Genomic DNA, 25642 nt, shown 5'->3' with positions numbered 1-25642 from the left:
GAAAGGTTTAAGGATTAGGTTTTGATTAGCTTTTTCATTCTACAGTCCTTGAAAATAAGGTTATTATGGCCATGTATCAAGAAGTTTGTGTCGATAAATTAAGAAGGCAGTAATGTTTAAAATTTTATTTTTGTTGTTTATTGTTGTTCCTCTGCTTGAGCTTTATGTGTTGATTGAAGTCGGGTCGGCTATTGGTGCCTTGCCCACGATTTTATTGACCATTTCAACCGCAGCCTTAGGTGGGTTAATGATGAAGTATCAAGGCATACAGGTTGTAAAACAGGCGCAACTAAGCATCGCTCAAGGTGAACATCCTCAGCAGCAGGTGCTTGAAGGTATGCTGGTTTTTATTGGTGGGGTCGCTTTGTTACTACCAGGCCTGGTTACGGATGTGATGGGTTTGTTATTGCTTGTTCCACCATTACGTGTCTTTTTGGCAAAACGCTGGTTGGCTAAAGCGACAAAAAAAGCACAAGGCTTTAATCAGTATGTTTATGCAGAATGGACGGTTCGCGACTCGGAGGCAGGTCGAATTGAATACCATCAGGTAACTCGACGCCATTCAAGTCATCCTAAAGGTCCAACAGGTAAAAATGATAGCAAGGGCGATGTTATTGAAGGTGAAGTTATTGATGACCTGAATTCCAATAATAAAAAGTAATGCTTTAAATCTTGGGGGGTTAAGGTAACCTCAACCTTAACCTTAGAGCGAAATGAACCTCTGTTAGATAATTCCTAATGCTTGATAGAGTTGAGCAGGCTCACCAAGGAAAAACGCGACTTGCTGTTGCAGTGCGTCGAGATTGTCTGCATCCGTTTCTAAAGCTTGACCTTGGTGATAAAGGCGAATGCCACGCTGTTTGAGTAACCCCCAGACAAATTTAGCGATGGTTTCTGGCGTTGAGTGCCCAAACTGCATCGCTAACATAAATAACATCTCATAGCCTTGAGGTTCTATCCCCCCTCCGGTTACTGGGCTGGCCAGAGTCAAGAGTGAATCACTTGCGCGTGCTTTTTTCAAAATAAATTGATTTAGTTTTGTTGTTTTGTGGCGTGCTTGCTCTATTTGCATTGGGTCTTGCGCCAAAGCAAGCGTGTTTTTGCCCGTCAAGACCATAATGGCCTGCATGATTTTTTCGAACGGGATGTCAAACGTTTGCATAGCGCTGAGTAGTTCGCCGATTGTTTTTACCCGGTAATCGGCAAAAAAATCAAGAATAGGGCTGTAGGTTTCTGCTTTTAATTTGAGTGGGCCAAGCATGCCATTAACACTGAGTTCGACTTCAGATCGAAGTTGAATCAGCACCAATCTCAACTCCATAAGCTGTTCCATCTGTTCAAACTGATCAAGCTTTCGAGGGCCTTTTACCCATATGTCTCGTCGAAATTGTTGATTCATGCATAGATCGCGAATGGTTTCACGAAAGATTGGATTAGTTTGTTGGTTAATTAAGGCTTCTTCGGCTTCGGTTAGGTTAATTGCATTAACCTCGTCAAGGCTGTGCGCTGAGCAGACGTAATCACATTTTGATGGCGCTAACCAGGCGGCCATGTCTGAAAAAGGCATGGGTTTCCAATCAGCGCTGAAATATTCGTGAGCTAGATAAATGGGGTCTTGATTCTTAACAACATTGAATGATTTAAGTGCCTGAGGGTTGGCTTGCAAAAAACCAGGATTCATGGCGATTAGTTTTTCGGCAAAGCTGAATGCAGATTGTACTTTTTCAATTGCGCTTGTGCCCTTTGGCGCCATGTGTTCTGCATATTGATTGAGCAGGTGTCGAATAGGTATCATATTGGCCCATCCAGCGGGGCCGTTATAGCTTATAAAAAGTGCACCACCTACTTTAAGTTTACGTGCGATAAAATCGACGAGCAATGAACGGTTTTCATCCGATATCCAACTCCAGATTCCGTGTAAACAAATAAAGTCAAAGTCAGGTAGATCTTCTCGTTTAACAAAGTCTGTAAAGGCTTGGTCAAATAAATGGGCCTGGTTGTCGGAGGCTTGGGCCAGTTGTTGGGCAAAACCCGCTTGAGTGGGACTAAAGTCTGTGCCATACCATTTTGTTGCGGAGCCAGCGGCATGAATATTGATGCTGACCCCTTGGCCAAACCCTAGTTCGCATGCAGTGGATATGTCGGGAGGCGCTATACCTGCGTCAATAAGGGCTAATTTAAGGGTGAGGGGGTTAAGTTCTTTAAAGTAGCCAAAGGTGTAGTCAACATCAGCTGCATAACCTGCGCTCCAGTTTGCCATGGGTTTCCATCCTTGTCGTTAGTTTTTAATCCAACTATCATACTTGATACGAATGGATTTGTTGATAGCGCTTTTAATATTTGTAAGGGTAGATATATTAACGAATGACTCAGCTTTAAGCTGGATAGAATTTATGTTTGAAAATGTGAACTTGTTTTATTTATCGGATTTTGTCCTATGTTAAAAACCTTAAGGGTGAGTGTTTGGCATGTGGAGTGGCCTGTGATAAGCCGAAATGGTCAATCAACGCCTTTTAATGGGCGTTGATTTTAACTCTAGGCGTTATTCTATTTCAAGAAGCTTAACTTTGGTTAGACCAGAATCCGTTGCGTAATGAGTAATTTCAGCTGGCGAGGTTGCGCCGAGTTTTGTCATTAAATTTTCACGGTGTTTTGAAACAGTGCGATCGCTAATCTCAAGCATTTCGGCGATGTCTTTAGTTTTACATCCTTCAGCTATTAACTTTGTAACTTGTTTTTCACGAACAGACAATTTGCGCATATTGCGTTTTTTCTTGATGTTTGCGTCAGCATCCAAGAGGTTAACAACATGGGGTTTAATTTCTTCTGAGATAAAACGTTCGCCCTCGAAAACCTTAGTGAAACCAGCAAGAAGTTCTTTTTTGCTTATATGTTTGGTGGCAATACCATGCGCACCCAGTTCGAGAGCTTCTTGCCACACAGTAGGTGTTTCGGCTGCAGTCAGCACAAAAACCTTTGTGTTTTGATGACGCCTTCTTAGTTGAGAAATGGTGTTAAGACCATTTAGCTTTGGCATAGATAAACCAAGCACTACAATATCGGGATCTTTCGCACGAACTTGTTCCATGCAAACAATGCCGTCTTCAGCCTCAGCAACGACCTTGAAATTTGGATCGGTTTCGATCAAAAGTTTAAGCGATTCTCTTACCAAGCCATGGTTTTCAGCAAGTAGTAAGTTTATTTTTTTTGCCATAATGTTAGCTTTCCCTTTAATCAGTGGGTTTGTTGTTATATGGAATAAAGTGCTATGCGTAAAAGTAGCATAATTCCTAATTTTTCAAATCTTTTAAAAAGTCAGTCAACTCTCAATTTTGGTTAGTAAGTTTAACATGTATAAAAATCAACTAAACTGTTTTTTAGGTTTTTTACAGTTAAAGAGAATTTAAGACTAGGTGTTTTTTGTATTTTAGGCTTATCAATTGTTTTAATAATGGGAATTTAAGAGAGTTCTGCGTAAAATAATTTCAAATAAACAAAAAAATCAACACCCCTGTTCTGTACAACTATTATGCATAGTTATGTGTAAGTATTGTAGGCTTTTTTATTGGGTTAATTATCAAATTTTAATAATGAGAAATAAATTATGATTCAGACGCGACTTGAAAAAGATAGTATGGGTACGCTCGAAGTTCCTATTGATGCACTTTATGGTGCGCAAACACAGCGCGCCATTAATAATTTTCCCATTAGTGGTCGTAGCATGCCGATGGCGTTTATTTATGCACTGGCAATTGCAAAGCGTACATGTGCGCAAGCGAATTTTAAATTGGGTTTAGTGCCTGAAGACAAAAAACAAGCTATTGCTGCAGCCGTTGAAGAGGTGTTAAATGGGTACCATGATCATCAGTTTCCCGTTGATGTATTTCAAACGGGTTCGGCAACCAGTTCTAATATGAATATGAATGAGGTGTTGGCGGCATTAGGAACCCATTTGTCAGGCATTGAGATTCATCCTAATGATGATGTTAATATGAGTCAAAGTTCGAATGACGTTGTCCCTACAGCCATTCATGTTAGTGCGGTTATTGCGTTGAGTGAACAGTTAATTCCAAGTCTTCAGCATCTCGTTAAAACACTTGATGAAAAGGCTATCGAGCTTGCTGGTATTGTTAAAACCGGCCGTACTCACCTAATGGATGCCATGCCTGTTAAGTTCAGTCAAGAAATACATGCTTGGCGCCAACAGATTATTGATAATATTTCACGGCTTGAGTCCAGCCTAACACGTTTGCTGCTATTGCCTCAAGGGGGCACAGCGGTCGGAACGGGTATCAATGCCGACCCTGGATTTTCTACCATTTTTTGCGATGAGCTCACTCGCTCACTGGGTTATAACTTTTCACCCATGCCCAATTTATTTATCGGTTTAAGTTGTCAGGACACTGTGTTGGAGTTGAGTGGTCAGTTAAATGTTTTGGCAGCGAGTTTAATGAAGATTGCGAATGACTTACGTTGGATGAACTCGGGTCCATTAGCGGGCTTGGGTGAAATTCAGTTGCCTGCATTACAACCAGGAAGCTCAATCATGCCAGGAAAGGTCAATCCCGTTATTCCGGAAGCCGTTGCCATGGTTTGCGCTCAGATTACCGGAAATCACACAGCCATTACCCTAGGTGCGCAATCGGGTAGTTTTCAGTTAAATGTAATGTTACCGATGATCGCAGATAATTTACTCTATTCAATTAAGATTGCGTCAAATGCTTCTGTTCAGTTGGCCAATCAAGCCATTAAGGGTTTTGTGGTTAATCAGGTTACGCTTAAAAAAGCGCTTGATGTCAACCCGATCCTAGTCACAGCGTTAAATACTGTGGTAGGCTATGAAAAGGGAGCTGCCATTGCTAAGGAAGCTTATCGCTCAAAGCGTCCAGTTTTAGATGTGGCATTAGAAATGACAGATTTGGATCGGGCAACCCTAGAGATGTACCTTGATCCAGCCAAGCTAACTTTGGGTGGAACACCGGCATTAGATTAGAGATAGGAGAATATTATGCCAATTATTAACCTGACCTCAGCTGAGTTTGAAAAAACGATCGCTGAGCATGACATGATTATTTTTGATTTTTGGGCAGAGTGGTGTGGGCCGTGTAAGCAATTTGGCCCTGTGTTTGAAGAGGTTTCACTCAAGCATCCAGATATTTTATTTGCCAAGGTAAACGTTGAAGAAGAGCAGGAGTTGGCTGAGATGTTTCAAGTTCGCTCTATTCCGACTATCGCTTTAATGAGAGAGAAAGTAGTTGTGTATGCCAACCCTGGTGCCTTGCCAATGAGCAACCTGGAGCAGGCGATTACTCAGCTTTGCGAGTTGGATATGGCAAAAGTTCACCAGGATGTTGCACAAGGTCAAGCTAATGATTAATTGATAGTTTTTAGTTTTTATTATCCAAGGATTCAGCATGAGCAAAGAAAAGTTTCGTTTAGTCACGCGTAGTGATTTTGATGGATTGGTATGTGCCGTTATTTTGAAAGAGATGGATTTGATTGACGATATCTTATTTGTGCACCCAAAAGATATGCAGGACGGCAAGGTTGAGATAGGTTCACATGACATTACAACCAATCTGCCTTATGTTGAGGGATGTCATTTAGCATTTGACCATCATTTGAGTGAAAAAATTCGTAACAAAGAAAAGAGTAATCATATCATTGATGTCAATGCACCTTCTGCAGCAAGAGTTGTTTATGATTATTATGGCGGTAAAGCTGAGTTGCCCGCTATAACGGATGAACTTATGGAGGCTGTCGATAAAGGTGACGCAGCTCAGTTCTCACGCGATGAGGTATTGAACCCTACCGGTTGGCCATTATTAAATTTTTTGATGGACGCAAGAACAGGTTTGGGTCGTTTTAGAGATTTTAGGATTTCTAATTATCAGCTAATGATGGCGTTGATTGATTATTGCCGCGACCATACAATTGAGCAAATTTGTCAGTTGCCTGATGTTCGAGAGCGTATAGACCTTTATTTTAACTATGAACAACAAGCAAAAGAGCAACTCGTTCGCTGTTCAAAGCAGTATGGCAATTTAGTGGTACTAGACTTGCGAGATGAAGAGATTATATATCCCACTAATAGGTTTACCATCTATGCACTTCATCCTGATAGTAATATCTCCATTCATGTTTTGTGGGGGTTAAAGCGGCAAAATACCGTATTTGCTATAGGGAAGTCGATATTGAATAGAACGTCTAACACGAATGTCGGTGAATTATGTCTTCAGTATAATGGAGGAGGTCATGGTGCAGCAGGAACCTGTCAAGTTGATAACGCTTTAGCTGAACAAACACTAAAAGACTTGATTAACAAAATTAATGCTGACGGTTAAGTTGTAATCACTATATCCTTTAAGCACACTAGGCGCTAAGTGTGCTTAAAATTAATAAATCTTGTTTCCCCCTAGTTCTCTCCTTATTATGCTTTTAATTCTCATGGTTTAAAGCGTGGGTTTGAATTTTATTTGTTTGGACTCTACCCATGACACTTGAAGAAAAAGTTGAAACATTTCTTGGTAAAGATGGAAAATTAAAGCAGGCGATTGTTGACTTTAGTGCACGATCAGCGCAAGTTGAAATGGCAAAACAGGTAGCCTCTTGTTTTGAGCAGCAAACGACATTGGTAGCAGAAGCCGGAACAGGTACAGGTAAAACCTTCGCTTATCTCGTTCCAGCCTTGTTGAGCGGTAAAAAAGTGATTATCTCTACCGCGACTAAAAACTTACAACAGCAATTAATTGATAAAGATTTACCTTTGTTGAAAGACCTTTGTGGTATTAAGGGTGTGGTTATGCAGTTAAAGGGTCGTGAAAACTATCTTTGCGAACAACGACTCCATCTCGCAGAAACTCAGCAGAAAAACAGCAGGGAAGATTGGCAAAAACTTGCTAAGCTTCGAGATTGGGCGAAGAAAACCAAAACAGGTGATTTGTCTGAATCAGGTTTATTTGCTGATAGTGATCTTTTAAGCAGAAAGGTATGTGCAAGGTTAGAGTTTTGTCAGGCAGTATCTTGTAATAAAGAGGCAGACTGCTTTTATCCTAAAATAAAATTAAAAGCAGCCGAGGCTCAAGTTTTAGTTGTTAATCATCATCTGTTTTGCGCTGATCTTTCATTAAGAGAGCAGGGTTTTGGTGAGTTGTTGCCCAATGCCGATTGTTATATTTTTGATGAAGCCCACCAGTTACCCGATATAGCCGCTCAATTTCTTGGGTTTTCAGTTTCACGCTTTCAGCTTGAAGAACTGTGCCGAGATATTAAGCAAGCCAAAGAGGTTGAGTCACCTGAATCAGAGGATTTAATCGAACGGTTAAGCCTGTTTCAAGAGCAGGTAAAGTTGGTGAACGAAGCCTTGGGTAAGTGGGAAAAGCGATGGAATTGGGAGCAGCTTTCTGGTTCTGATGTTTTTATCAAGCAGCTCGAAAGATTAATTAATCATTTAGCTGTATTGGCTGATCATCTAAAAGCATTGGAAAAGCGTGGGAAACTATTAACAGCGGTAGCCAAACGTAGTCAGGAAATTGAGCAGCAGCTTAAAATGTGGTTAGAAACTGATAAGGATAGTGAGGTTAGATGGGCAGAGTCATCACAGGCGCGCTTTAAACTTAACATGACACCCTTAAGCGTGGCAGACCCCTTTAAGCGTCAAAGAGAGGCCATTGGAGGAGGCTGGGTTTTTACATCTGCTACACTCAGTCTGCGTGATAGCTTTGATTATTTTAAGCAGAGACTTGGATTGTTTCAGTCTTCTACAGCCGTTTGGCCTAGTCCGTTTGACTATAAGTCTCAAGGTTTAATTTATCATCCTGTTGGTTTGCCTGATCCACGCTCGGACGACTATATCAAGATATGTATGCGAGCTGTTTGGCCGTTACTGTTAGCAAGCGATGGTCGCGCCTTCTTGCTGTTCACTAGTTTTCGGGCTTTAAATGAAGCAAAAGCCTTATTGCAAGATCATTGGAAAGGTTTACTTTTAGTGCAGGGTGAGGATTCAAAATCGGCATTACTAAGTCGTTTCAGGGAAGAAGCCTCGGCTATCTTACTGGGTACAAGTAGTTTTTGGGAAGGGGTGGATGTCAGGGGGCAGGCTTTACAGCTTGTATTAATTGACCGTATTCCTTTTTTACCTCCTGATGATCCGATTGTCCAGGCGCGTGAGAGCTACTTAAAGCAAAAAGGGTTAAATGGTTTTGCTCATTTTCAGTTACCTGAAGCGATTATGGCTTTAAAGCAAGGCGTAGGGCGTTTAATTCGTGATCAGAATGATAAAGGGGTTTTGGTGCTTTGTGATCCGCGTTTTACTACAAAACGCTATGGTCAAAATATTGTTAATAGCTTGCCTGATTTCCCCTGGGTGTACCAGCCGGACGAAGCCATAGCTTTTTTAAAGCAACTCTAGGCTCATGAGATCTTATTTGAAAGCCTCAGGTAAGGTATTTTATTCTGGACTTTAGCAGTTCAATCAATTAAAATTATAAAAATTAAATTTTTGATTTTGTGACGCGAAGCTAAGGGTGACATGAGGTCATATTCTAGTTAAATTCTAAACGGAGCTTGTTCTTGTGTTTCAAGAGCAGGTTCCGTTTTTTGTATGTGCATTTTAAGTATTTAGGCGGGCGATTAGATGAATTACACAGCTTTATTGGCGCTTGAAGATGGGACGTTGTTTTGGGGGGTTTCAATTGGTGCCAACGGTGAATCCGTAGGTGAGGTGGTGTTTAATACTTCACTAACTGGCTATCAAGAAATCCTAACGGATCCGTCTTATTTCAAGCAAATTGTTACCTTAACCTATCCACATATTGGGAACGTTGGTGTTAATGCTGAGGATGAAGAGTCGTCTCGTATTATGGCGCAAGGGTTAGTGGTAAAGGATTGTCCAGTTGTTATGAGTAACTTCCGCGCTACCCAAAGCCTGCCCGATTACCTTAAAGCGCAAAATGTAGTGGCTATTTCAGATATAGACACTCGAAAATTGACCCGAATTCTGCGCGAAAAAGGTGCGCAAAATGGCATTATTGTAGCGGGTGAACATATTGATGCCGATCAAGCTTTGGCTAAAGCACGCGCATTTGCAGGATTGAAGGGTATGGATTTGGCCAAAGAGGTCACCACACAAGACACTTATCGCTGGACGCAAGGGGCTTGGCAACTGGGGCAGGGGCATATAGAAAGAGCTGGGCAGCAACCTTATCATGTTGTTGCTTATGATTATGGTGTGAAATTAAACATACTGCGGATGTTGGCAGATCGTGGTTGCCATATAACGGTTGTTCCAGCACAAACATCGGCGCCAGACGTACTTGCACTTAATCCAGATGGCGTTTTCTTATCTAATGGTCCAGGTGATCCAGCACCCTGCGATTATGCTATTAATGCTATTAAAGAAATTTTAGAAACAGATGTCCCTGTGTTTGGTATTTGTCTGGGGCATCAGCTGTTAGCTTTAGCGAGTGGTGCACAAACGGTCAAAATGAAATTCGGCCATCATGGTAGCAACCATCCGGTTCAAGATTTAGAGACAGGCCGCGTTTTAATTACCGCTCAAAATCACGGTTTTACCGTTGATGAGTCGACTATGCCAGACAATCTTAAAACAACGCATAAGTCTTTGTTTGATGGTTCCTTACAGGGAATTTCAAGAACAGATAAGGCCGCATTTAGTTTTCAAGGCCATCCAGAAGCCAGCTCAGGCCCGCATGATGTCGCCTCATTGTTCGACCAGTTTGTCGAAAATATCAAACAGTTTAAATCAGTTAACGCCGGGTAATTGAACACAAGAATAAGGGATTAACATGCCAAAAAGAACAGACATAAAGAGTATTCTGATTATAGGCGCTGGGCCGATCATTATTGGTCAGGCCTGCGAGTTTGACTATTCCGGTGCGCAAGCCTGTAAGGCTCTAAAAGAGGAAGGCTATCGTGTCGTTTTAGTTAACTCAAATCCGGCCACGATTATGACCGATCCTGACTTAGCGGATGCCACCTACATTGAGCCGATTACCTGGCAGGTCGTTGAGCGAATTATCGAAAAAGAACGTCCAGATGCTATTTTGCCCACTATGGGTGGGCAAACAGCATTAAATTGTGCTTTAGATTTGGCACATAATGGTGTGTTAGAAAAATACAATTGTAAACTTATTGGTGCAAGCGAAGACGCGATCGACAAGGCGGAAAACCGCGATCGTTTCCGTCATGCGATGACGAAGATTGGTTTGGATATGCCAAAATCAGAAGTCGCACACAATATGGATGAAGCTTGGGCAATTCAAGCGGATCTAGGGTTTCCTACAGTCATTCGTCCATCGTTTACCTTGGGTGGTTCGGGTGGTGGCATCGCTTACAACAAAGAAGAGTTTGAGCAGATTTGTAAGTTTGGACTTGATTTGTCGCCGACTAAAGAATTATTGATCGAAGAATCTATTTTAGGCTGGAAAGAGTTTGAGATGGAAGTGGTGCGTGATCGTAAGGACAATTGCATAATTGTGTGCTCGATTGAAAACTTTGATCCGATGGGTGTACACACCGGCGATTCGATCACCGTTGCGCCTGCTCAAACCCTGACGGATAAAGAATATCAGATTATGCGTAACGCCTCGATTGCGGTGCTGCGTGAAATTGGTGTTGAAACCGGTGGGTCGAATGTGCAGTTTGCGGTTAACCCTGAAAATGGGCGGATGATTGTTATTGAAATGAATCCACGCGTTTCACGTTCATCGGCCTTGGCATCCAAAGCAACAGGATTTCCTATCGCCAAAATTGCGGCTAAGTTAGCGGTAGGTTATACGCTTGATGAATTAAAAAATGATATAACAAATGGTGCGACACCCGCTTCATTTGAACCCTCAATTGATTATGTCGTAACCAAGGTGCCGCGTTTCACCTTTGAGAAGTTCCCACAGGCACAAGCTAGGCTCTCCACGCAGATGAAATCTGTTGGCGAAGTAATGGCAATCGGACGCAATTTCCAAGAGTCGATTCAAAAGGCTTTGCGTGGTCTTGAAACCGGGATGAACGGTTTTGATGAAATGATTGACATGGCGACCACGGATGAAAAGGAGGTGCGCGATATTTTACGTCGTGAACTTCGTGACCCAGGTCCTGATCGTGTTTGGTATGTAGCCGATGCATTCCGCTCTGGTTGGACAATTGAGCAGGTTTTTGATGTCAGTAAGATAGATCCTTGGTTTTTAGCGCAGATCCAAGAGATTGTTGCGTTTGAGGCTCAAGTGGTTGCAAAGGGATTGGATGCACTTGAAAAAGGTTTTTTACGTCAGTTAAAGCGTAGAGGCTTTTCGGATAACCGGATTGCTAGCTTGTTAAAAACGGACAGTGCTCTGGTTCGCAAGTACCGTCATACCTTGGGTATTCGCCCGGTTTATAAGCGTGTTGATACCTGTGCAGGCGAGTTTGCCACTTCTACAGCTTATATGTATTCAACCTATGAAGAAGAGTGTGAAGCGCAACCAACTGATCGCGATAAGATTATGGTTTTAGGTGGTGGTCCAAACCGAATTGGTCAAGGTATTGAATTTGATTATTGCTGTGTGCATGCAGCGATGGCATTAAGCGAAGATGGTTATGAGACCATTATGGTCAATTGTAATCCAGAAACCGTTTCAACGGATTATGACACCTCAGATAGATTGTATTTCGAGCCACTTACGCTGGAAGATGTGTTAGAGATTGTCGCGGTTGAAAAACCAAAAGGCGTAATTGTACAGTATGGTGGTCAAACGCCCCTGAAACTAGCGCGTGATCTTGAAGCCGCGGGTGTCCCCATTATTGGCACATCACCTGATTCGATTGATTTAGCTGAAGATCGTGAGCGTTTTCAGCAGTTACTTAATAAGCTTGAATTACGTCAACCGCCAAACAGAACCGCGCGTCGCGAAGATGAAGCTATTATTTTAGCTAAAGAAATCGGTTATCCATTAGTAGTGCGCCCGTCCTATGTTTTGGGTGGCCGAGCGATGGAGATTGTTTATGGCGAAGAAGATTTAGTTCGTTATATGAAAACGGCGGTTAAAGTTTCGAATGATTCACCGGTTTTATTAGATCGCTTTTTAGATGATGCCGTCGAGTTGGATGTGGATGCGATTTGCGATGGAGACCAGGTAGTGATTGGCGGCTTAATGGAGCATATTGAGCAAGCGGGGATTCACTCGGGTGATTCAGCCTGTTCATTGCCTCCTTATAGCATCTCTGAAAAAATTCAAGATGAAATTCGCGATCAGGTCTATAAAATGGCTAAAGCACTTAATGTAGTCGGCTTGATGAATACCCAATTTGCCGTTAAAGGTGAAGATATCTATGTTTTAGAGGTCAATCCACGCGCTTCGAGAACCGTTCCTTTTGTATCAAAAGCGATTGGTGTTCCTTTAGCTAAAATTGCCGCCCGTTGTATGGTAGGCCAAACGCTAAAACAGCAAGGCTTTGAGAAGGAAGTTAAGCCTAAGCATTACTCCGTGAAAGAAGCTGTCTTCCCATTTATAAAATTTCTTGGTGTTGATCCTATTTTGGGCCCAGAGATGAAGTCTACTGGTGAGGTTATGGGTGTGGGTGTTAACTTTGCCCAGGCTTATGCGAATGCGCAGTTAGCCGCGAGCACTATTTTACCGAGTCAAGGTAAGGCTTTTTTAAGTGTTCGGAAGGCTGATCGTGTGAAGGTAATTGATTTAGCTAAACGTTTGCAACATAAGGGCTTTAGCATCGTAGCAACGCGAGGAACAGCGGCTTCATTGGCTGAAGCAGGCATTGAGTGCGAGTTGATAAACAAGGTTGCTGAAGGTCGCCCTAACATTGTTGATGCAATTAAAAATGAAGAAATTGATCTTATTGTTAATACTTCTGACGGTTCAGTTAGCATCAAGGATTCCTCGGGTATTCGCCGCGAAGCCTTAATGCACAAAATTTGCTATACCACAACAATGGCAGGTGCATTTGCAACCGTTGCCGCGATGGATTATCTTGACGTGCAGCCCGTGCAGCGTCTTCAAGATTTATATTAAAAATTTATATTAAAATGACCTAAGAAGTCGGTACTTGTGTACCGGCTTCTTTTGTTTTTTAGGAGAAGGAAAATGCAAAAACACCCTATGACCAAAGAAGGTGCAGATAAGTTACAAATGGAATTGAATCGCTTAAAAAAAGAAGATCGTCCGCGCATCACGCAAGCGATTGCGGATGCGCGTGAACATGGTGATTTAAAAGAAAATGCTGAATACCATGCTGCCCGCGAACAGCAGGGTATGAATGAAGCTCGCATAAAGTATATTGAAGGCATTTTAGGGAATGTCCAAATTATTGATGTTACCCAAATTCAAGCGCACGGAAAAATAGTGTTTGGTGCAACGGTTAAGTTGCTAAATATTGATACGGATGAAGAAGTATCCTACCGTATTGTAGGCAATGAAGAAGCTGATGTTAAGGCGAATAAAATATCAATAAACTCGCCTATTGCACGCGCATTAATTGGCAAAACTGAAGGTGAAGAAATCGTAGTTCAAGCACCAAGTGGTGATATTGATTATGAAATTCTTGAGGTGCTTTACGTTTAGTGGTTTCCGCTATTCCAAACCAAATGGCCGCTGAAAAAACTGATTTTCAGATAGGCCATTTGCAAGCCACGCCAGAGCAGTCATTGATTATTCAAGCTGCGCTGGCAGGTGAAAGCTTTAAAATACCGGCATTCGCTGGTGCAACCAAAACCACTACCTTAAAAGGGGTGGCAGAGCACCTCACGTTTAAACGTATCCTCTATTTAGCGTTTAATAAAGCGATTGCAGACGAAGCGCGTCAGTTTTTTCCCAACTGGGTAGAGTGTCGAACAGCGCACAGTTTGGCTTATCGTTTTATGATGCAGGCTGAACCCAGTTATCAGCAAAAACTTAAACGTGCAGGGGCATTTTTGCCCTATCAAGATTTAGAAGCCTACTCAGATAAACCTGAATACTGGCATCCCTTTCGTCGTTCACGTTTTCAAGTAAATATTGCGATTAGTGAAACCCTTGCTAATTACCTAAACTCAGCTGAAATATTGGTAGAGGCGTTACATATTCCTGAGGTCGTTATGCAATGGTGCAGCACGGCTAGCCCTAGCGAAGAGCAAGCCTTTGTTGGGCAGTTGGTGGCGATTGTTCAGCAACTTGCGAATAATATGCTTGATCCAAACAGCGAATGTGGTATGACGCATGATGCTTATCTTAAAGCCTTTCAGTTAAGAAAACCTAAGCTCGCCTATGATGTTATTCTTCTCGATGAAGCGCAGGATACGAATCCTGTATTACAGGCGATTTTAGCGCAACAATCCTGTCAAAAAATCTTGGTTGGTGATAAACATCAAGAGATTTATGCATGGCGTAATGCCATTAATACTTTAGAAAATGTGTTTTTTAAAGAATATGCCCTGACGCATTCATTTCGTTTTGGTGCACATATTTCGGCCCTAGCAAATCAATTATTAACAAAATTAAATGAACCTAGAAAGATTGTTGGTCGGGGTCAAGATTTACCTATTAATCAAGGGTTTGACCCCTATAAACCTTATGCAGTGATGTGTCGAACGAATGCAAAGGTATTTGAGGTTGCAGATTTTTGTTTACAACGCAACATTAGCTATTGTATTAATGGCGGCTTGGATCAGGTTACACGTTTAATCGAGTCTGCCTATGGTTTATATCAAGGGGACCGAAAAGCGCCCAAGTCGGCTGAACTAAGTTTGTTTAACTCATGGCAAGAGTTTAGTGAGGTGGCCGAAGAGCTCAATAAAGCGGAATGGAAAACCATTGTTAAGTTTGTAGAAACCCATAAGTCAGAAACACTGCAAAAAATAAAAAAACTTGGTAAGTACGCCCAGCATGCTTCACAGACACAGGTATTTATCAGCACGGTGCATAAAGCCAAAGGGTTAGGGTTTGATCAAGTGGTATTGGCTTCCGATTTTGAATGGCCTGATGATGGCCATCCTGGCTACAAAGAGAGTTTAAATGTTATTTATGTTGCCATAACCCGCGCTAAGCGCGTATTGGTTTTGCCAAAGAATCTTAGGAAGTGGATGCACGCATAACCTAGGTGCACCCCAATGATTTTTAGGTTTCGTCAATTAGTGGATAGGGTAGGGGTTCAATTTTAGCTAGCCCCCCTGTACGGACAAGTTTTAAGTGACCTTTGGCTAAATCGAGAGATTTAACCGTACCAATAGCTAAACATAAAGACCCTTCAAAAATATCCGGATTAGATAACACCACATCAAGTTTATAGGTTTTTTCATTGTTATCAATGAGTTCAAGTGTATCGGCAGGATTCATTTCTACTAGATCATCTAAGTGTATCCGTAACATACGTTTGGCGGCTTTGCCACGATAATGAGTACGTGCAATCACTTCTTGACCAGGGTAACAACCTTTTTTAAAGTTGATCACCTCGGTTTTATCGAAATTGTAACTTTGCGCCAGATGCTGGCCTGAGAGTGCAGCTGTTATCTCAGCACGCCCAGTCGCAATATTAAGTAATCGCCAATCGTTTATATTGGTGATGTCACCATTAAGGCGTAACTTATTCCAGCTTTCCATTGCTTGTTCTACAGGGGCGAAGATTTCATAACGATGGAAGGGGCCGGGTACTTTGATAATAACCGTTTGCTCCAGGCCTGGCTCTTTCGAGAGGGTGACAGCCATTTCTTTTTTTAACTTGGTATCTAACCGACGTTGAATATCTAGGTCAGCAAACTGTCCGGCAAAACCAAGTCGTATCCATTCATCGCAGACAGCCTTAATCGTAACTTTAGAGCGCATAACAAACATTTGTAAGCGTTTTTGAATCGCGTCAGCTAGGCTATAATCAAAGCTTAAAAAGTAATCACCTTGATGCATAAAAATCAAAAATAGTGCGAGTACATTACCTTTGGGGTCGCAATAGGCTGAGTAGTGTGCAGAGTCTTCATTGACCTGTTTGATATCATTGCTTAGTTGGCCTTGAAGAAACGTTTCTGCGTCTTCGCCAGAGACTTTAAGTAATGCATGATGGGCCAGGCTGGTCATTACGGGTCCATGCTTAATGAGCATGCGTTCCAATTCTGGAAATTCGAGTTGCTTAATCGCGCCCTGATCATCCAGTTGCGCATTCTGCTGTTGTAAAAAAGCTTGCCATTTTGTATTCATTTTGTTCGCCCTTATTGAAAGTTTTTAGGTTTTAAGAGGGTAGGTTTCGCCCGCCGTTTGGTTTGTGGGTGATCAAGGTTGTAATGGAGTCCTCGGCTTTCTTTACGTTTTTGTGCTGAACCAACCATTAAAGAAGCAACCAAAGCCAAGTTTCTCAATTCAAGTAAATCACTATCCAATCGATGTTGGCGATAAAACTCATTGATTTCTTTTTGTAAATTACGAATGCGCTGTGCTGCACGGTTTAATCGTTTATCTGTTCGAACAATACCAACATAATCCCACATTACGCGCCGCAATTCATCCCAATCATGGGAAACGAGCACGCGTTCACGTGCTTCACTCACACGGCTGCTATCCCATTCACGAATAACTTCATTAATAGGGATAATTTGTGAGGATTCAATAGAAAGCCGTGTAGCTTGTGCAAATACCAGTCCTTCAAGTAAAGAGTTACTGGCAAGACGATTGGCACCATGCAACCCGGTATAAGCCGTTTCGCCAATGGCATAAAGGCCGGGTAAATCAGTCTCGCCTTGTAGGTTGGTCACAATACCCCCACAGGTATAGTGAGCTGCAGGCACAACGGGAATGGGTTGTTGGCTAATATCAATGCCCACTTTTTTACAGCGTGCATAAATCGTTGGGAAATGTTGTTGTAGGTAGTCTTTTGATTTATGACTAATATCTAAGTAAACGCAGTCTATACCATGGGTTTTCATTTCTTGGTCTATAGCGCGTGCAACAATGTCGCGTGGTGCAAGATCGGCTCGTTCATCGTATCGCGCCATAAATGCTTCACCATTTGGAAGTTTTAAAACGCCCCCTTCACCACGCACCGCCTCACTAATTAAAAATGAACGATCTTGTGGGTGAAATAAGCAGGTGGGGTGAAATTGATTAAACTCCATATTGCCAACTCGACAGCCAGCACGCCATGCCATGGCGATGCCATCGCCGGTTGAGGTATCAGGGTTGCTGGTGTAAAGATAAGCCTTGCTCGCGCCACCACTTGCTAAAACAGTAAAGTTGGCTTGGATTGCAAAGACCTGGCGATTAGATTTGTTAAGGACATAAGCACCAATACAACGTCTAGATTCTCGACTTGTGATGAGGTCAATGGTCATATGATTAGGTAGGAGTTTAATATTTTGATGTTCTTTCAACCTTTTTAATAAGGTAGACTGTACCGAGTGTCCAGTATGATCGGCGGCGTGAATGATTCTACGGTGGCTATGCCCACCTTCTTGAGTCAAGTGGAATCGAAAGGGCGGCGAGTCTTCAGTGGCAGGGCTAAAGGGAACACCCAGTGCAATCAGTTCATTTATAGCTTGGCTAGCATTTTGCGCGACAAAGCGTACCGCTTCTTTTTCGCATAAACCTGCGCCAGCATTTAATGTGTCATTAACGTGCGCATCTATTGAGTCAAAGGGATCTAATACCGCCGCAATACCCCCTTGTGCGTAGATGCTGCTGCTCTCTGCAAGGGTGGCTTTGGCTAAAACCGTTACTTGGTAGTTTTTTGCTAATTTTAAGGCTAAGGATAAGCCCGCAATGCCACTGCCGATAATTAAAACCTGAGTTTGGTGAAAACGTGAGGACACAAAAACTCCGTTTGACTCTTGAAAAAAGCAATAATAGTAGCATATTGTTTGGGTGTTTATCTTAATTTGAATAAAAGGTGGAAATCAAAGTGACACAGCGATTACAGGCACAAGGTTGGGTAGAATCTACCGACCAGAATCATGTTTGGGTCAGAACTCAGCGCGAATCAGCTTGTGGGGGCTGTCAAGGTCAGTCAAGTTGTGGAACAAGTAGTTTAGCGAAAGTTTTTGCGATGGGCAGTCAACCGTTACTTAGATTGCCCAATTTGATGGAAGCCAGGCCTGGTGATCAAGTTTTATTGGAGTTAGACGGCTCAAGTTTAATTAAACAGGCTTTTTTAGCTTATGGATTACCCCTATTAGGGTTGTTTACAGGTGCGCTGTTGGTTAATACTATGCTCTTAAATCCTCAGGACTGGCAAACGGCGGCTGGCGCGTTATTGGGTATGGTTGTCGCTTGGTTATGGGTTAGATTTAATCACCGACCCGAGCAGCCAAAAATTATACAAGTTATTAGGAGTTCAGTATGAAAAAACAGATAGTTACGTTGAGTATGATGCTTTGTTTCGTTTTTGCTCCCGTTTGGCTGCTAAAAGCGCATGCGTCTGTTGTTACAGGTTTTCCAGATTTCACTCAACTGGTTGAGCAGAACCACCAAGCGGTTGTTAATATCAGCACAACACGTACTGAACGGATTTCTCGTGAAACGATTCCTCCTCAGTTTCGTGGTATTCCTGATGATTTTCTGCGCCATTTCTTTGGCTTTGATCCACGACAAGAGCGTCGTCCGCAACCTGAGCGCAGGAGTCAGTCAGTGGGTTCGGGCTTTATTATCAGCGAAGATGGTTATATCCTAACGAATCACCATGTCATCGAAGGAGCAGATGGCGTTATTGTGCGTTTAAGTGATCGCCAAGAGTATACAGCCGAGATTATTGGTAGTGATCCACGAACGGATGTTGCTTTGCTGAAGGTTGACGCGACGGGTTTACCGATTGTGACTATTGGTGACTCTGATCAATTAAAAGTGGGGGCTTGGGTATTAGCAATTGGTGCACCTTTTGGTTTGGATTATACCGTTACCGCCGGTATTGTGAGTGCTAAAGGCCGTAATCTGCCCGATGATACTTATGTACCGTTTATCCAAACGGATGTGGCGATTAATCCAGGTAACTCCGGTGGGCCGTTAATTAATCTGCAGGGCGAAGTCATTGGGATTAACGCACAAATTTATACGCGTAGCGGTGGCTTTATGGGGCTTTCGTTTGCGATCCCAATTGAGATCGCGATGAACGTGGTCGAGCAAATCAAGCAAACAGGCAAGGTTGAACGCGGATTTCTTGGTGTTCAAGTACAAGAAGTAACTGCAGAATTGGCACGCTCGTTTAATATGGAAAAACCCACCGGTGCACTGGTTGCACAAGCCTTTCCAGATACGCCAGCAGAAAAGGCGGGCATCGAATCAGGGGATATTATCCTGAAATTTGACGGACGACTTATAGAGAAGTCAGCTGATTTACCTCCGGCAGTGGGCATTACTGCCTTGGAAAAAGAGGTTGAAATTGAAATTCTTCGACAAGGTGAGCGTAAAATCGTAACAGCAATCTTGGCTGCGTTAAGTGACCATGAACCCCAAGCGAAAGCGCAGGCTCAACCTGAAGAGCCGGAAAAAATAGCAAGTAAACGCTTAAATATCGAGCTTAAAGAATTAACTAAAGAACAGTTAGCTCGTTTTAATCTGCCCTTTGGTGTAGAGGTAAGTAAGGTTGAAGAGGGGGTTGGGCGCAAAAACGGCATTCTTCAAGGCGATATTCTTGTGAGTATTAATTTTCAACCGATTAGAAAAGCTGAAGATATTGACGCTGTGCTCACTAAAGCCCATCCTGGACAATCTTTACCGGTAAGGATTGTTAGAAATGGGCGATCAATATTTGTTGCGCTGGTTGTTGATTAATTGGTCAAGCTAGAATATTTAGCGTAAAATATTTTTATAACCTTCGTTTATATGCCAGTTAACTAATGGCGTTAAACTTAAAAGGGTGCGAACGCACCCTTTTTTATTTGAATTTTGAGTTGTTTGGAGCCTTCATGTCACAACCCTTATCGCTAATCCGTAATTTTTCGATTATTGCTCATATTGATCATGGTAAGTCAACGATTGCCGATCGTTTTATTCATCTGTGCGGCGGGCTGTCTGATCGTGAAATGGAGAGCCAAGTTCTCGATTCGATGGACATCGAAAAAGAACGCGGCATTACGATTAAAGCGCAGAGTGTGACCTTGATGTATCCGGCTGAGGATGGTAACACTTATCAGCTTAACTTTATTGATACGCCAGGGCATGTGGACTTTTCTTATGAAGTGTCTCGTTCTTTAGCGGCCTGTGAAGGCGCGTTATTGGTGGTGGATGCGTCGCAGGGCGTTGAGGCGCAAACGGTAGCCAACTGCTATACCGCGATTGAACAGGGTCTAGAGGTTTTAGCCGTGCTCAATAAAATTGATTTACCTGCGGCAGAACCCGAACGTGTAATTGAAGAAATTGAAGAAATCATTGGTATCGAAGCGCATGACGCGGTGCATGCCAGCGCCAAAGCAGGAATCGGCATAAAAGAAACGCTTGAACAAATAGTTGCGCGTGTTCCTGCCCCTAAGGGGAATCTTGATGGACCGTTAAAAGCACTGATAATCGACTCTTGGTTTGATAATTATCTAGGTGTGGTTTCACTGGTTCGTGTGTTGGATGGCAAAATCAGTAAAAAAATGAAAATGCGGGTTATGTCAACGGGAGATGACTACGAGATAACCGATGTGGGTATTTTTACACCCAAACGTACCTCGCGTGATTGTTTGAGTGCTGGCGAAGTAGGTTATGTCATCGCGGGCATTAAAGATATTGATGGCGCGCCAGTTGGTGACACGCTTACGGATTCCAGAAACCCAGCGACCGAGCGTATGCCTGGGTTCAAACCGGTTCAACCGCGTGTGTTTGCAGGGTTATTTCCGATTAGTTCGGAGGATTATGAAGATTTACGTGAGGCGCTGCGTAAGCTGCGCTTGAATGATGCGGCATTGCATTTTGAGCCGGAAACCTCTGAAGCACTTGGGTTTGGTTTCCGTTGTGGCTTTTTGGGCATGTTGCATATGGAAATTGTGCAAGAACGGTTGGAACGTGAATATAACCTGGATTTGATTAGTACGGCACCAACAGTTGTATATGAAATTTTAACTAAAAAGGGCGAGGTATTGAAAATTGATAACCCGTCTGAGTTACCGGAAGTGGGGTCGATTGATGAAATTCGTGAGCCGATTATTCAAGCGAATATTTTGGTGCCACAGGATCATATCGGCGCGGTGATGAAGCTGTGTATTGATAAGCGCGGCGTGCAAAAAAACATGACCTATGCCGGTAACCAAATTGCGATAAGCTTTGAGCTGCCTTTGAACGAAGTGGTATTGGACTTTTTTGACCGCTTAAAGTCAACCAGTCGTGGGTATGCCTCGATGGATTATGAGTTTAAACGTTTCCAAGCTGATGATTTAGTCAAGCTAGACTTTTTAATTAATGGTGAGCCAGTAGATGCCTTGGCGGTCATCACTCACCGCTGCGTGGCGGTGCAGCGTGGAAAGGAAATGATTGAAAAACTCAAAGACATTATCCCACGCCAAATGTTTGAAGTAGCGATACAGGCGGCAATTGGTGGCAAGATTATCGGACGTACCAATGTAAAAGCGATGCGCAAGAACGTTTTAGCGAAATGTTATGGCGGCGACGTGTCGCGTAAGAAAAAATTACTAGAGAAGCAGAAAGCGGGCAAAAAACGAATGAAAACAATCGGACGTGTTGAGCTGCCGCAGGAGGCTTTTATGGCGGTATTGAACACTGGAGGATCGGATAAGTGAGTTTTGAATTAATATTGGTATTAATCACCGCGATAACTGGGGTGATTGTATTTATTGATAAGCTGGTTTGGCGAAGAAAAAGAGCCGAGTCAGCGACGACTGAAAAAGAGCCATTAATTATTGAATATTCTCGCTCTTTATTTCCTGTTTTTTTGATAGTTTTGGTGTTGCGTTCGTTTATTATTGAGCCGTTTAGAATCCCGTCTGGTTCTATGTACCCTACATTACATATAGGTGATTTTATTGTCGTTAATAAGTTTTCTTACGGCATACGTTTACCTGTGGTACAAACTAAAATTCTGCCTTTAGGCGAAGTAAAGCGTGGCGATGTTGCTGTTTTTCGTTTCCCATTAGACCCTAAAATTGACTATATCAAACGGATAGTCGGTTTACCGGGTGATACGGTCAGTTATATAGATAAAAAGTTATTTATTAATGGTGAGCTAGTAGAGCAAAAGCCTATTGGGCGCTATATTGGAACTGAATCGGGTTCGGTTATGACGGGTGCTGCGTTGTTGCAAGAGCTGTTACCCGGTGGTAATGTGCATGAGATCTTAATCGATCCTAATCGTGCTGGCCAAATCATGTACGAAGTCACCGTGCCAGAAGGACATTATTTTGCTGTCGGCGATAACCGAGATCATAGTGCGGATAGCCGTATGTGGGGCTTTGTGCCAGATGAACATCTTAAAGGCCGTGCATTTGGTATTTGGATGCATTGGGACAATGGCATTCAGTTCAATCGCATTGGCAAGGGGATTAACTGATGTCGTTGGATGAGGAAAGAGAAGCGAAGCTTCGTGAATTAAGTCGCAAACTGGGTTATTCGTTTAGTGATTTGTCCTGGCTTAGCTTGGCTCTAACCCATCGTAGTCAAAATGCTAAAAACAATGAGCGTTTGGAGTTTTTGGGTGATAGTTTAGTCAACTTTATGATCGCTGATATTTTGTTTCATCAGTTTACCAAATTGCCTGAAGGTGATTTAAGCCGCATTCGAGCACATTTGGTTAAGGGCGAAACATTGGCAGAAATTGGCCGCGAATATGAGTTATCTAATTACTTGATCTTAGGCCCTGGCGAACTTAAAAGCGGAGGTTATCGACGCAGCTCAATTATCGCTGATGCGGTTGAAGCCATTATTTGTGCTATTTATAAGGATGGTGGCTTGGGGCAAACACGTGCTTTTGTTGAGCGGATCTATGCTGGCCGATTGGATGCCTTGGATCCAAAAAAAGTAGGTAAAGACCCGAAAACACGCCTGCAAGAAATCTTACAAGCGGATCAACAACCCTTACCCGAATATAGCATTATTAGTGTTAATGGCGCGGCACATGCCCAAAATTTCACGGTAGCTTGTTATGTCGCTAAGCTAAATACAAAATTTGAAGCGACGGATATGTCACGCCGCAAAGCGGAACAAAAAGCAGCTGAATTTGCACTTGATGCACTGGGTGAATTATGAAACCGATACATATAGATTTAGAACAACCAGGCCTGGTTGAAGAAACCACGGATTTTAAAGCGGGTTTTGCCGCGGTTATTGGGCGGCCAAATGTCGGGAAATCCACGTTAATGAATGAGCTGCTGGGGCAAAAACTCAGCATCACCTCACACAAGCCACAAACCACCCGCCACCGTATCCACGGGATTTATACCGCTGATGATCACCAGATAGTGTACGTTGATACGCCGGGTATGCATTTAGGTGGTCAAAAGTCGATTAACCGCTACATGAATCGTGTTGCCAAAAGTGCGTTTTCGGGGGTGGATGTCATTTTGTTCGTGATTGAGGCCGGCCGATGGAACAAGGAGGATCAGTCAGTAGCCGATCAATTAAAACATGCCGATGCGCCGGTGGTGTTGATTGTCAATAAGGTGGATAAGTTTAAGCAAAAAACTGATTTATTACCCTTTTTGCAGACCTTAAATGGCAAGGTGGAATTTAGCACCCTCATTCCTGTTTCAGCGCATAAGAAAAATGGTCTTGATTTAATTCAGAAAGAAATTTTAAAAGTCTTGCCCAATCAAGCGCCGATTTTCCCTGAGGACTATATTACCGACCGTTCGACCAAGTTTTTGGTTGCTGAAATTGTGCGTGAAAAACTGATGCGTATGCTAGGTGATGAAGTACCTTATGGTGCAACCGTAGAAATTGAGCAGTTTGAACAGGAAGAGGGCACAGGGCGTTGGGCAATTAATGCGCTGATTTTGGTTGAACGTGAAGGCCAAAAACGCATTGTGATAGGTGATAAAGGTGAGAAAATCAAACAAATAGGTACTGATGCGCGTAAAGACATGATTGCGCTGCTAGAGAACCGCGTGCATTTGGAGTTGTGGGTCAAGGTAAAAGAAAACTGGTCTGATGATGACCGTGCATTGGCAAGTTTGGGTTATACCGAATCGCACAATTAATGCTGGGCAGAGTGGCGGAGGACGGGTTAATTGATATTAAAAATACAGCCTGCTTTTATTTTACATAGCCGACCCTATCGTGAAACCAGCATGTTATTGACCTTGTTTATGCCAGAAATGGGTAAGGTGAGCGCCAGTTTACGCGGTGTGCGTTCGGCCTCGAAATCCGCGCGCCAAAAGCAGGCCTGGTTACAACCCTTTCAACCCTTGTTGGTTGAGTGGCGTGAAACACCTACTCAACAACTGGATTGGTTAACACCTCAAAATATAGAGCCACAGGGTTTGGCTTATGGGCTAAAAGCCGATGCGGCGCTCTGTGGGCTTTATCTTAACGAGCTGCTTTATCGGCTTATTCAGCCCACCGATGGATTAGAGGGTTTATTTGCTCATTATCAGCAAGCACTTCATGCTTTAGCGCAAAGTGACCAACGAGAGCTTATGGCTTGGCACTTGCGTCAGTTTGAGTTGGTTTTGTTAGCCGAATTGGGTTACGGCGTTGATTTAACATTAGATGCACAAGCTCAGCCGATAGAACCTGCTCTACTCTATGGCTATCAACCGCAAACAGGTTTTTATCAACTTAACCCGTTGCCTCAGCCACGCTGGTCGATAACCGGAGCGTGTTTACTTAAGTTTTCTGAGCAAGAATTTTGTCTTGCTTGCTTGGCGAGTTGGAAACAGTTGATGCGCCGGATTTTGCAACCGCATCTTGGCACCAAACCCTTGGCTACCCGTGCACTTTTTAACTAAATCAATATTTCAATTCTAATTTATTAATTTTAAGGACACCTTATTACCATGAATCCTATTTTTCTTGGCTTAAACATTGACCATGTGGCGACCCTGCGCCAAGCACGCGGCACACGTTACCCCGACCCGATTAAAGCCGCATTAGATGCCGAAATGGCCGGTGCGGACAGCATTACGCTGCATTTGCGCGAAGATCGTCGCCATATCCAAGATGAGGATGTTTATCGCTTAAAAGCCTGTTACCAAACTAAAATTAATTTAGAAATGGCGGTTACCGAAGAAATGATTAATATCGCCTGTGATGTGGAGCCGGAAGATGTCTGTTTAGTACCGGAAAAACGCGAGGAACTAACGACCGAAGGGGGATTGGATGTAGCGGGGCAGCAGGCTTTGTTAACCCAGGCCTGCGCGCGTTTAGCGAAAGCAGGTTGTCGCGTGTCTTTGTTTATTGATCCTGACGAAACGCAAATTCGTGCGGCCAAAGCGGTGGGTGCGCCGGTGATTGAATTGCACACAGGTACTTATGCCAAACTCACCCGACCCGCTGACATTCAAGCTGAACTCAAGCGCATCGCACAGGCTGCTGAGTTGGCACACAGCCTTGGTTTGGTGGTGAATGCAGGGCATGGTTTGCATTATCATAATGTCCAGCCGATTGCCGCAATTAAGGTGATTGAAGAGTTAAATATCGGCCATGCGATTGTCGCGCAGGCCGTGTATTCAGGCTTGCCTACGGCGATTGCTGAAATGAAGCGCCTCATGGTTGAAGCCCGTCAAAACGCCTATCTGGTGGATTAAAAACAC

At 43.0% G+C, this 25642-nt stretch carries 21 protein-coding genes; 17 read left to right on the top strand and 4 right to left on the bottom strand.

Annotated features, from left to right (window positions below):
- Positions 1-112: 112 nt before the first annotated feature.
- On the top strand, positions 113-661 hold the full coding sequence (locus P8S55_RS10600; protein ID WP_289224179.1) for an FxsA family protein: 549 nt from the start codon (positions 113-115) through the stop codon (positions 659-661).
- Between the two features lie 63 nt (positions 662-724).
- Here the strand turns inward: P8S55_RS10600 and P8S55_RS10595 are convergent, their stop codons facing one another.
- Together P8S55_RS10595 and P8S55_RS10590 are read right to left on the bottom strand one after the other, a co-directional pair.
- Positions 725-2260: a class I SAM-dependent methyltransferase gene (locus P8S55_RS10595; RefSeq protein WP_289224178.1), complete on the bottom strand. Its 1536-nt coding sequence runs from the start codon at positions 2258-2260 to the stop codon at positions 725-727.
- A gap of 282 nt (positions 2261-2542) precedes the next feature.
- Entirely contained in the window at positions 2543-3214 is a 672-nt protein-coding gene (locus P8S55_RS10590) for a response regulator (RefSeq protein WP_289224177.1), read from the bottom strand.
- 390 nt (positions 3215-3604) lie between these two features.
- On the opposite strand from P8S55_RS10590, the gene P8S55_RS10585 reads away from it, so the two are divergent.
- The 8 genes from P8S55_RS10585 to P8S55_RS10550 all read left to right on the top strand — a co-directional run bounded on the left by P8S55_RS10585 (position 3605) and on the right by P8S55_RS10550 (position 15079).
- Positions 3605-4993 carry a class II fumarate hydratase gene (locus P8S55_RS10585; protein WP_289224176.1) on the top strand — a complete coding sequence of 463 codons (1389 nt, stop codon included), beginning with the start codon at positions 3605-3607 and terminating at the stop codon, positions 4991-4993.
- A gap of 15 nt (positions 4994-5008) precedes the next feature.
- On the top strand, positions 5009-5377 hold the full coding sequence (trxA, locus tag P8S55_RS10580) for a thioredoxin (protein ID WP_289224175.1): 369 nt from the start codon (positions 5009-5011) through the stop codon (positions 5375-5377).
- A 37-nt stretch (positions 5378-5414) separates the two neighbouring features.
- Entirely contained in the window at positions 5415-6344 is a 930-nt protein-coding gene (locus P8S55_RS10575; RefSeq protein WP_289224174.1) for a DHH family phosphoesterase, read from the top strand.
- Between the two features lie 149 nt (positions 6345-6493).
- Complete coding sequence (yoaA, locus tag P8S55_RS10570) at positions 6494-8410, top strand: DNA repair helicase YoaA (RefSeq protein WP_289224173.1); 1917 nt, start codon at positions 6494-6496, stop codon at positions 8408-8410.
- Between the two features lie 225 nt (positions 8411-8635).
- Positions 8636-9781 (top strand): glutamine-hydrolyzing carbamoyl-phosphate synthase small subunit, encoded by a 1146-nt coding sequence (gene carA, locus P8S55_RS10565; protein ID WP_289224172.1) that lies wholly within the window; start codon positions 8636-8638, stop codon positions 9779-9781.
- Positions 9782-9806: 25 nt separating this feature from the next.
- Positions 9807-13022 carry a carbamoyl-phosphate synthase large subunit gene (gene carB / locus P8S55_RS10560; RefSeq protein WP_289224171.1) on the top strand — a complete coding sequence of 1072 codons (3216 nt, stop codon included), beginning with the start codon at positions 9807-9809 and terminating at the stop codon, positions 13020-13022.
- Positions 13023-13094: 72 nt separating this feature from the next.
- Positions 13095-13571, top strand: coding sequence for a transcription elongation factor GreA (gene greA, locus P8S55_RS10555; RefSeq protein ID WP_289224170.1), 477 nt, complete (start codon positions 13095-13097; stop codon positions 13569-13571).
- A complete protein-coding gene (locus tag P8S55_RS10550) occupies positions 13571-15079 on the top strand; it encodes a 3'-5' exonuclease (RefSeq protein ID WP_289224169.1) in 1509 nt (502 codons plus the stop codon). Before greA ends, P8S55_RS10550 begins: the two co-directional genes overlap by 1 nt.
- Before the next feature lie 22 nt (positions 15080-15101).
- On the opposite strand, the gene ygfZ is transcribed toward P8S55_RS10550, so the two are convergent.
- Together ygfZ and nadB are read right to left on the bottom strand one after the other, a co-directional pair.
- Positions 15102-16172, bottom strand: a complete 1071-nt coding sequence (gene ygfZ / locus P8S55_RS10545) for a CAF17-like 4Fe-4S cluster assembly/insertion protein YgfZ (RefSeq protein WP_289224168.1) — start codon at positions 16170-16172, stop codon at positions 15102-15104.
- Positions 16173-16183: 11 nt separating this feature from the next.
- The gene (nadB, locus tag P8S55_RS10540; protein ID WP_289224167.1) at positions 16184-17776 is read right to left on the bottom strand and encodes an L-aspartate oxidase; all 1593 of its coding nucleotides are present in this window, start codon (positions 17774-17776) and stop codon (positions 16184-16186) included.
- Between the two features lie 89 nt (positions 17777-17865).
- Between nadB and P8S55_RS10535 the strand changes: the two genes are divergently transcribed.
- From P8S55_RS10535 to pdxJ, 8 genes are all read left to right on the top strand, one after another.
- Positions 17866-18306 carry a SoxR reducing system RseC family protein gene (locus tag P8S55_RS10535; RefSeq protein ID WP_289224166.1) on the top strand — a complete coding sequence of 147 codons (441 nt, stop codon included), beginning with the start codon at positions 17866-17868 and terminating at the stop codon, positions 18304-18306.
- Positions 18303-19730, top strand: coding sequence for a DegQ family serine endoprotease (locus P8S55_RS10530; RefSeq protein WP_289224165.1), 1428 nt, complete (start codon positions 18303-18305; stop codon positions 19728-19730). The genes P8S55_RS10535 and P8S55_RS10530 overlap by 4 nt, the downstream gene beginning before the upstream one ends.
- Before the next feature lie 134 nt (positions 19731-19864).
- Entirely contained in the window at positions 19865-21676 is a 1812-nt protein-coding gene (lepA, locus tag P8S55_RS10525; protein ID WP_289224164.1) for a translation elongation factor 4, read from the top strand.
- Complete coding sequence (gene lepB / locus P8S55_RS10520) at positions 21673-22443, top strand: signal peptidase I (RefSeq protein ID WP_289224163.1); 771 nt, start codon at positions 21673-21675, stop codon at positions 22441-22443. The genes lepA and lepB overlap by 4 nt, the downstream gene beginning before the upstream one ends.
- Complete coding sequence (gene rnc / locus P8S55_RS10515; RefSeq protein ID WP_289224162.1) at positions 22443-23138, top strand: ribonuclease III; 696 nt, start codon at positions 22443-22445, stop codon at positions 23136-23138. The genes lepB and rnc overlap by 1 nt, the downstream gene beginning before the upstream one ends.
- A complete protein-coding gene (gene era / locus P8S55_RS10510; RefSeq protein WP_289224161.1) occupies positions 23135-24088 on the top strand; it encodes a GTPase Era in 954 nt (317 codons plus the stop codon). The genes rnc and era overlap by 4 nt, the downstream gene beginning before the upstream one ends.
- A 30-nt stretch (positions 24089-24118) precedes the next feature.
- The gene (gene recO, locus P8S55_RS10505; protein WP_289224160.1) at positions 24119-24838 is read left to right on the top strand and encodes a DNA repair protein RecO; all 720 of its coding nucleotides are present in this window, start codon (positions 24119-24121) and stop codon (positions 24836-24838) included.
- Between the two features lie 48 nt (positions 24839-24886).
- Complete coding sequence (pdxJ, locus tag P8S55_RS10500) at positions 24887-25636, top strand: pyridoxine 5'-phosphate synthase (protein WP_289224159.1); 750 nt, start codon at positions 24887-24889, stop codon at positions 25634-25636.
- Positions 25637-25642 lie beyond the last annotated feature (6 nt).

The organism is Thiomicrospira sp. R3, from assembly GCF_029581415.1.
Taxonomy (GTDB): Bacteria; Pseudomonadota; Gammaproteobacteria; order Thiomicrospirales; family Thiomicrospiraceae; genus Thiomicrospira.
Note: the sequence above shows the minus strand (reverse complement) of the source record. Positions and strands in the feature narration are given on the sequence as shown.

Coding starts and splice junctions, on each gene's coding strand:
- P8S55_RS10600 (WP_289224179.1), top strand. CDS start 113: ATGTTTAAAATTTTATTTTTGTTGTTTATTGTTGTTCCTCTGCTTGAG.
- P8S55_RS10595 (WP_289224178.1), bottom strand. CDS start 2,260: ATGGCAAACTGGAGCGCAGGTTATGCAGCTGATGTTGACTACACCTTT.
- P8S55_RS10590 (WP_289224177.1), bottom strand. CDS start 3,214: ATGGCAAAAAAAATAAACTTACTACTTGCTGAAAACCATGGCTTGGTA.
- P8S55_RS10585 (WP_289224176.1), top strand. CDS start 3,605: ATGATTCAGACGCGACTTGAAAAAGATAGTATGGGTACGCTCGAAGTT.
- trxA (WP_289224175.1), top strand. CDS start 5,009: ATGCCAATTATTAACCTGACCTCAGCTGAGTTTGAAAAAACGATCGCT.
- P8S55_RS10575 (WP_289224174.1), top strand. CDS start 5,415: ATGAGCAAAGAAAAGTTTCGTTTAGTCACGCGTAGTGATTTTGATGGA.
- yoaA (WP_289224173.1), top strand. CDS start 6,494: ATGACACTTGAAGAAAAAGTTGAAACATTTCTTGGTAAAGATGGAAAA.
- carA (WP_289224172.1), top strand. CDS start 8,636: ATGAATTACACAGCTTTATTGGCGCTTGAAGATGGGACGTTGTTTTGG.
- carB (WP_289224171.1), top strand. CDS start 9,807: ATGCCAAAAAGAACAGACATAAAGAGTATTCTGATTATAGGCGCTGGG.
- greA (WP_289224170.1), top strand. CDS start 13,095: ATGCAAAAACACCCTATGACCAAAGAAGGTGCAGATAAGTTACAAATG.
- ygfZ (WP_289224168.1), bottom strand. CDS start 16,172: ATGAATACAAAATGGCAAGCTTTTTTACAACAGCAGAATGCGCAACTG.
- P8S55_RS10530 (WP_289224165.1), top strand. CDS start 18,303: ATGAAAAAACAGATAGTTACGTTGAGTATGATGCTTTGTTTCGTTTTT.
- lepA (WP_289224164.1), top strand. CDS start 19,865: ATGTCACAACCCTTATCGCTAATCCGTAATTTTTCGATTATTGCTCAT.
- rnc (WP_289224162.1), top strand. CDS start 22,443: ATGTCGTTGGATGAGGAAAGAGAAGCGAAGCTTCGTGAATTAAGTCGC.
- era (WP_289224161.1), top strand. CDS start 23,135: ATGAAACCGATACATATAGATTTAGAACAACCAGGCCTGGTTGAAGAA.
- pdxJ (WP_289224159.1), top strand. CDS start 24,887: ATGAATCCTATTTTTCTTGGCTTAAACATTGACCATGTGGCGACCCTG.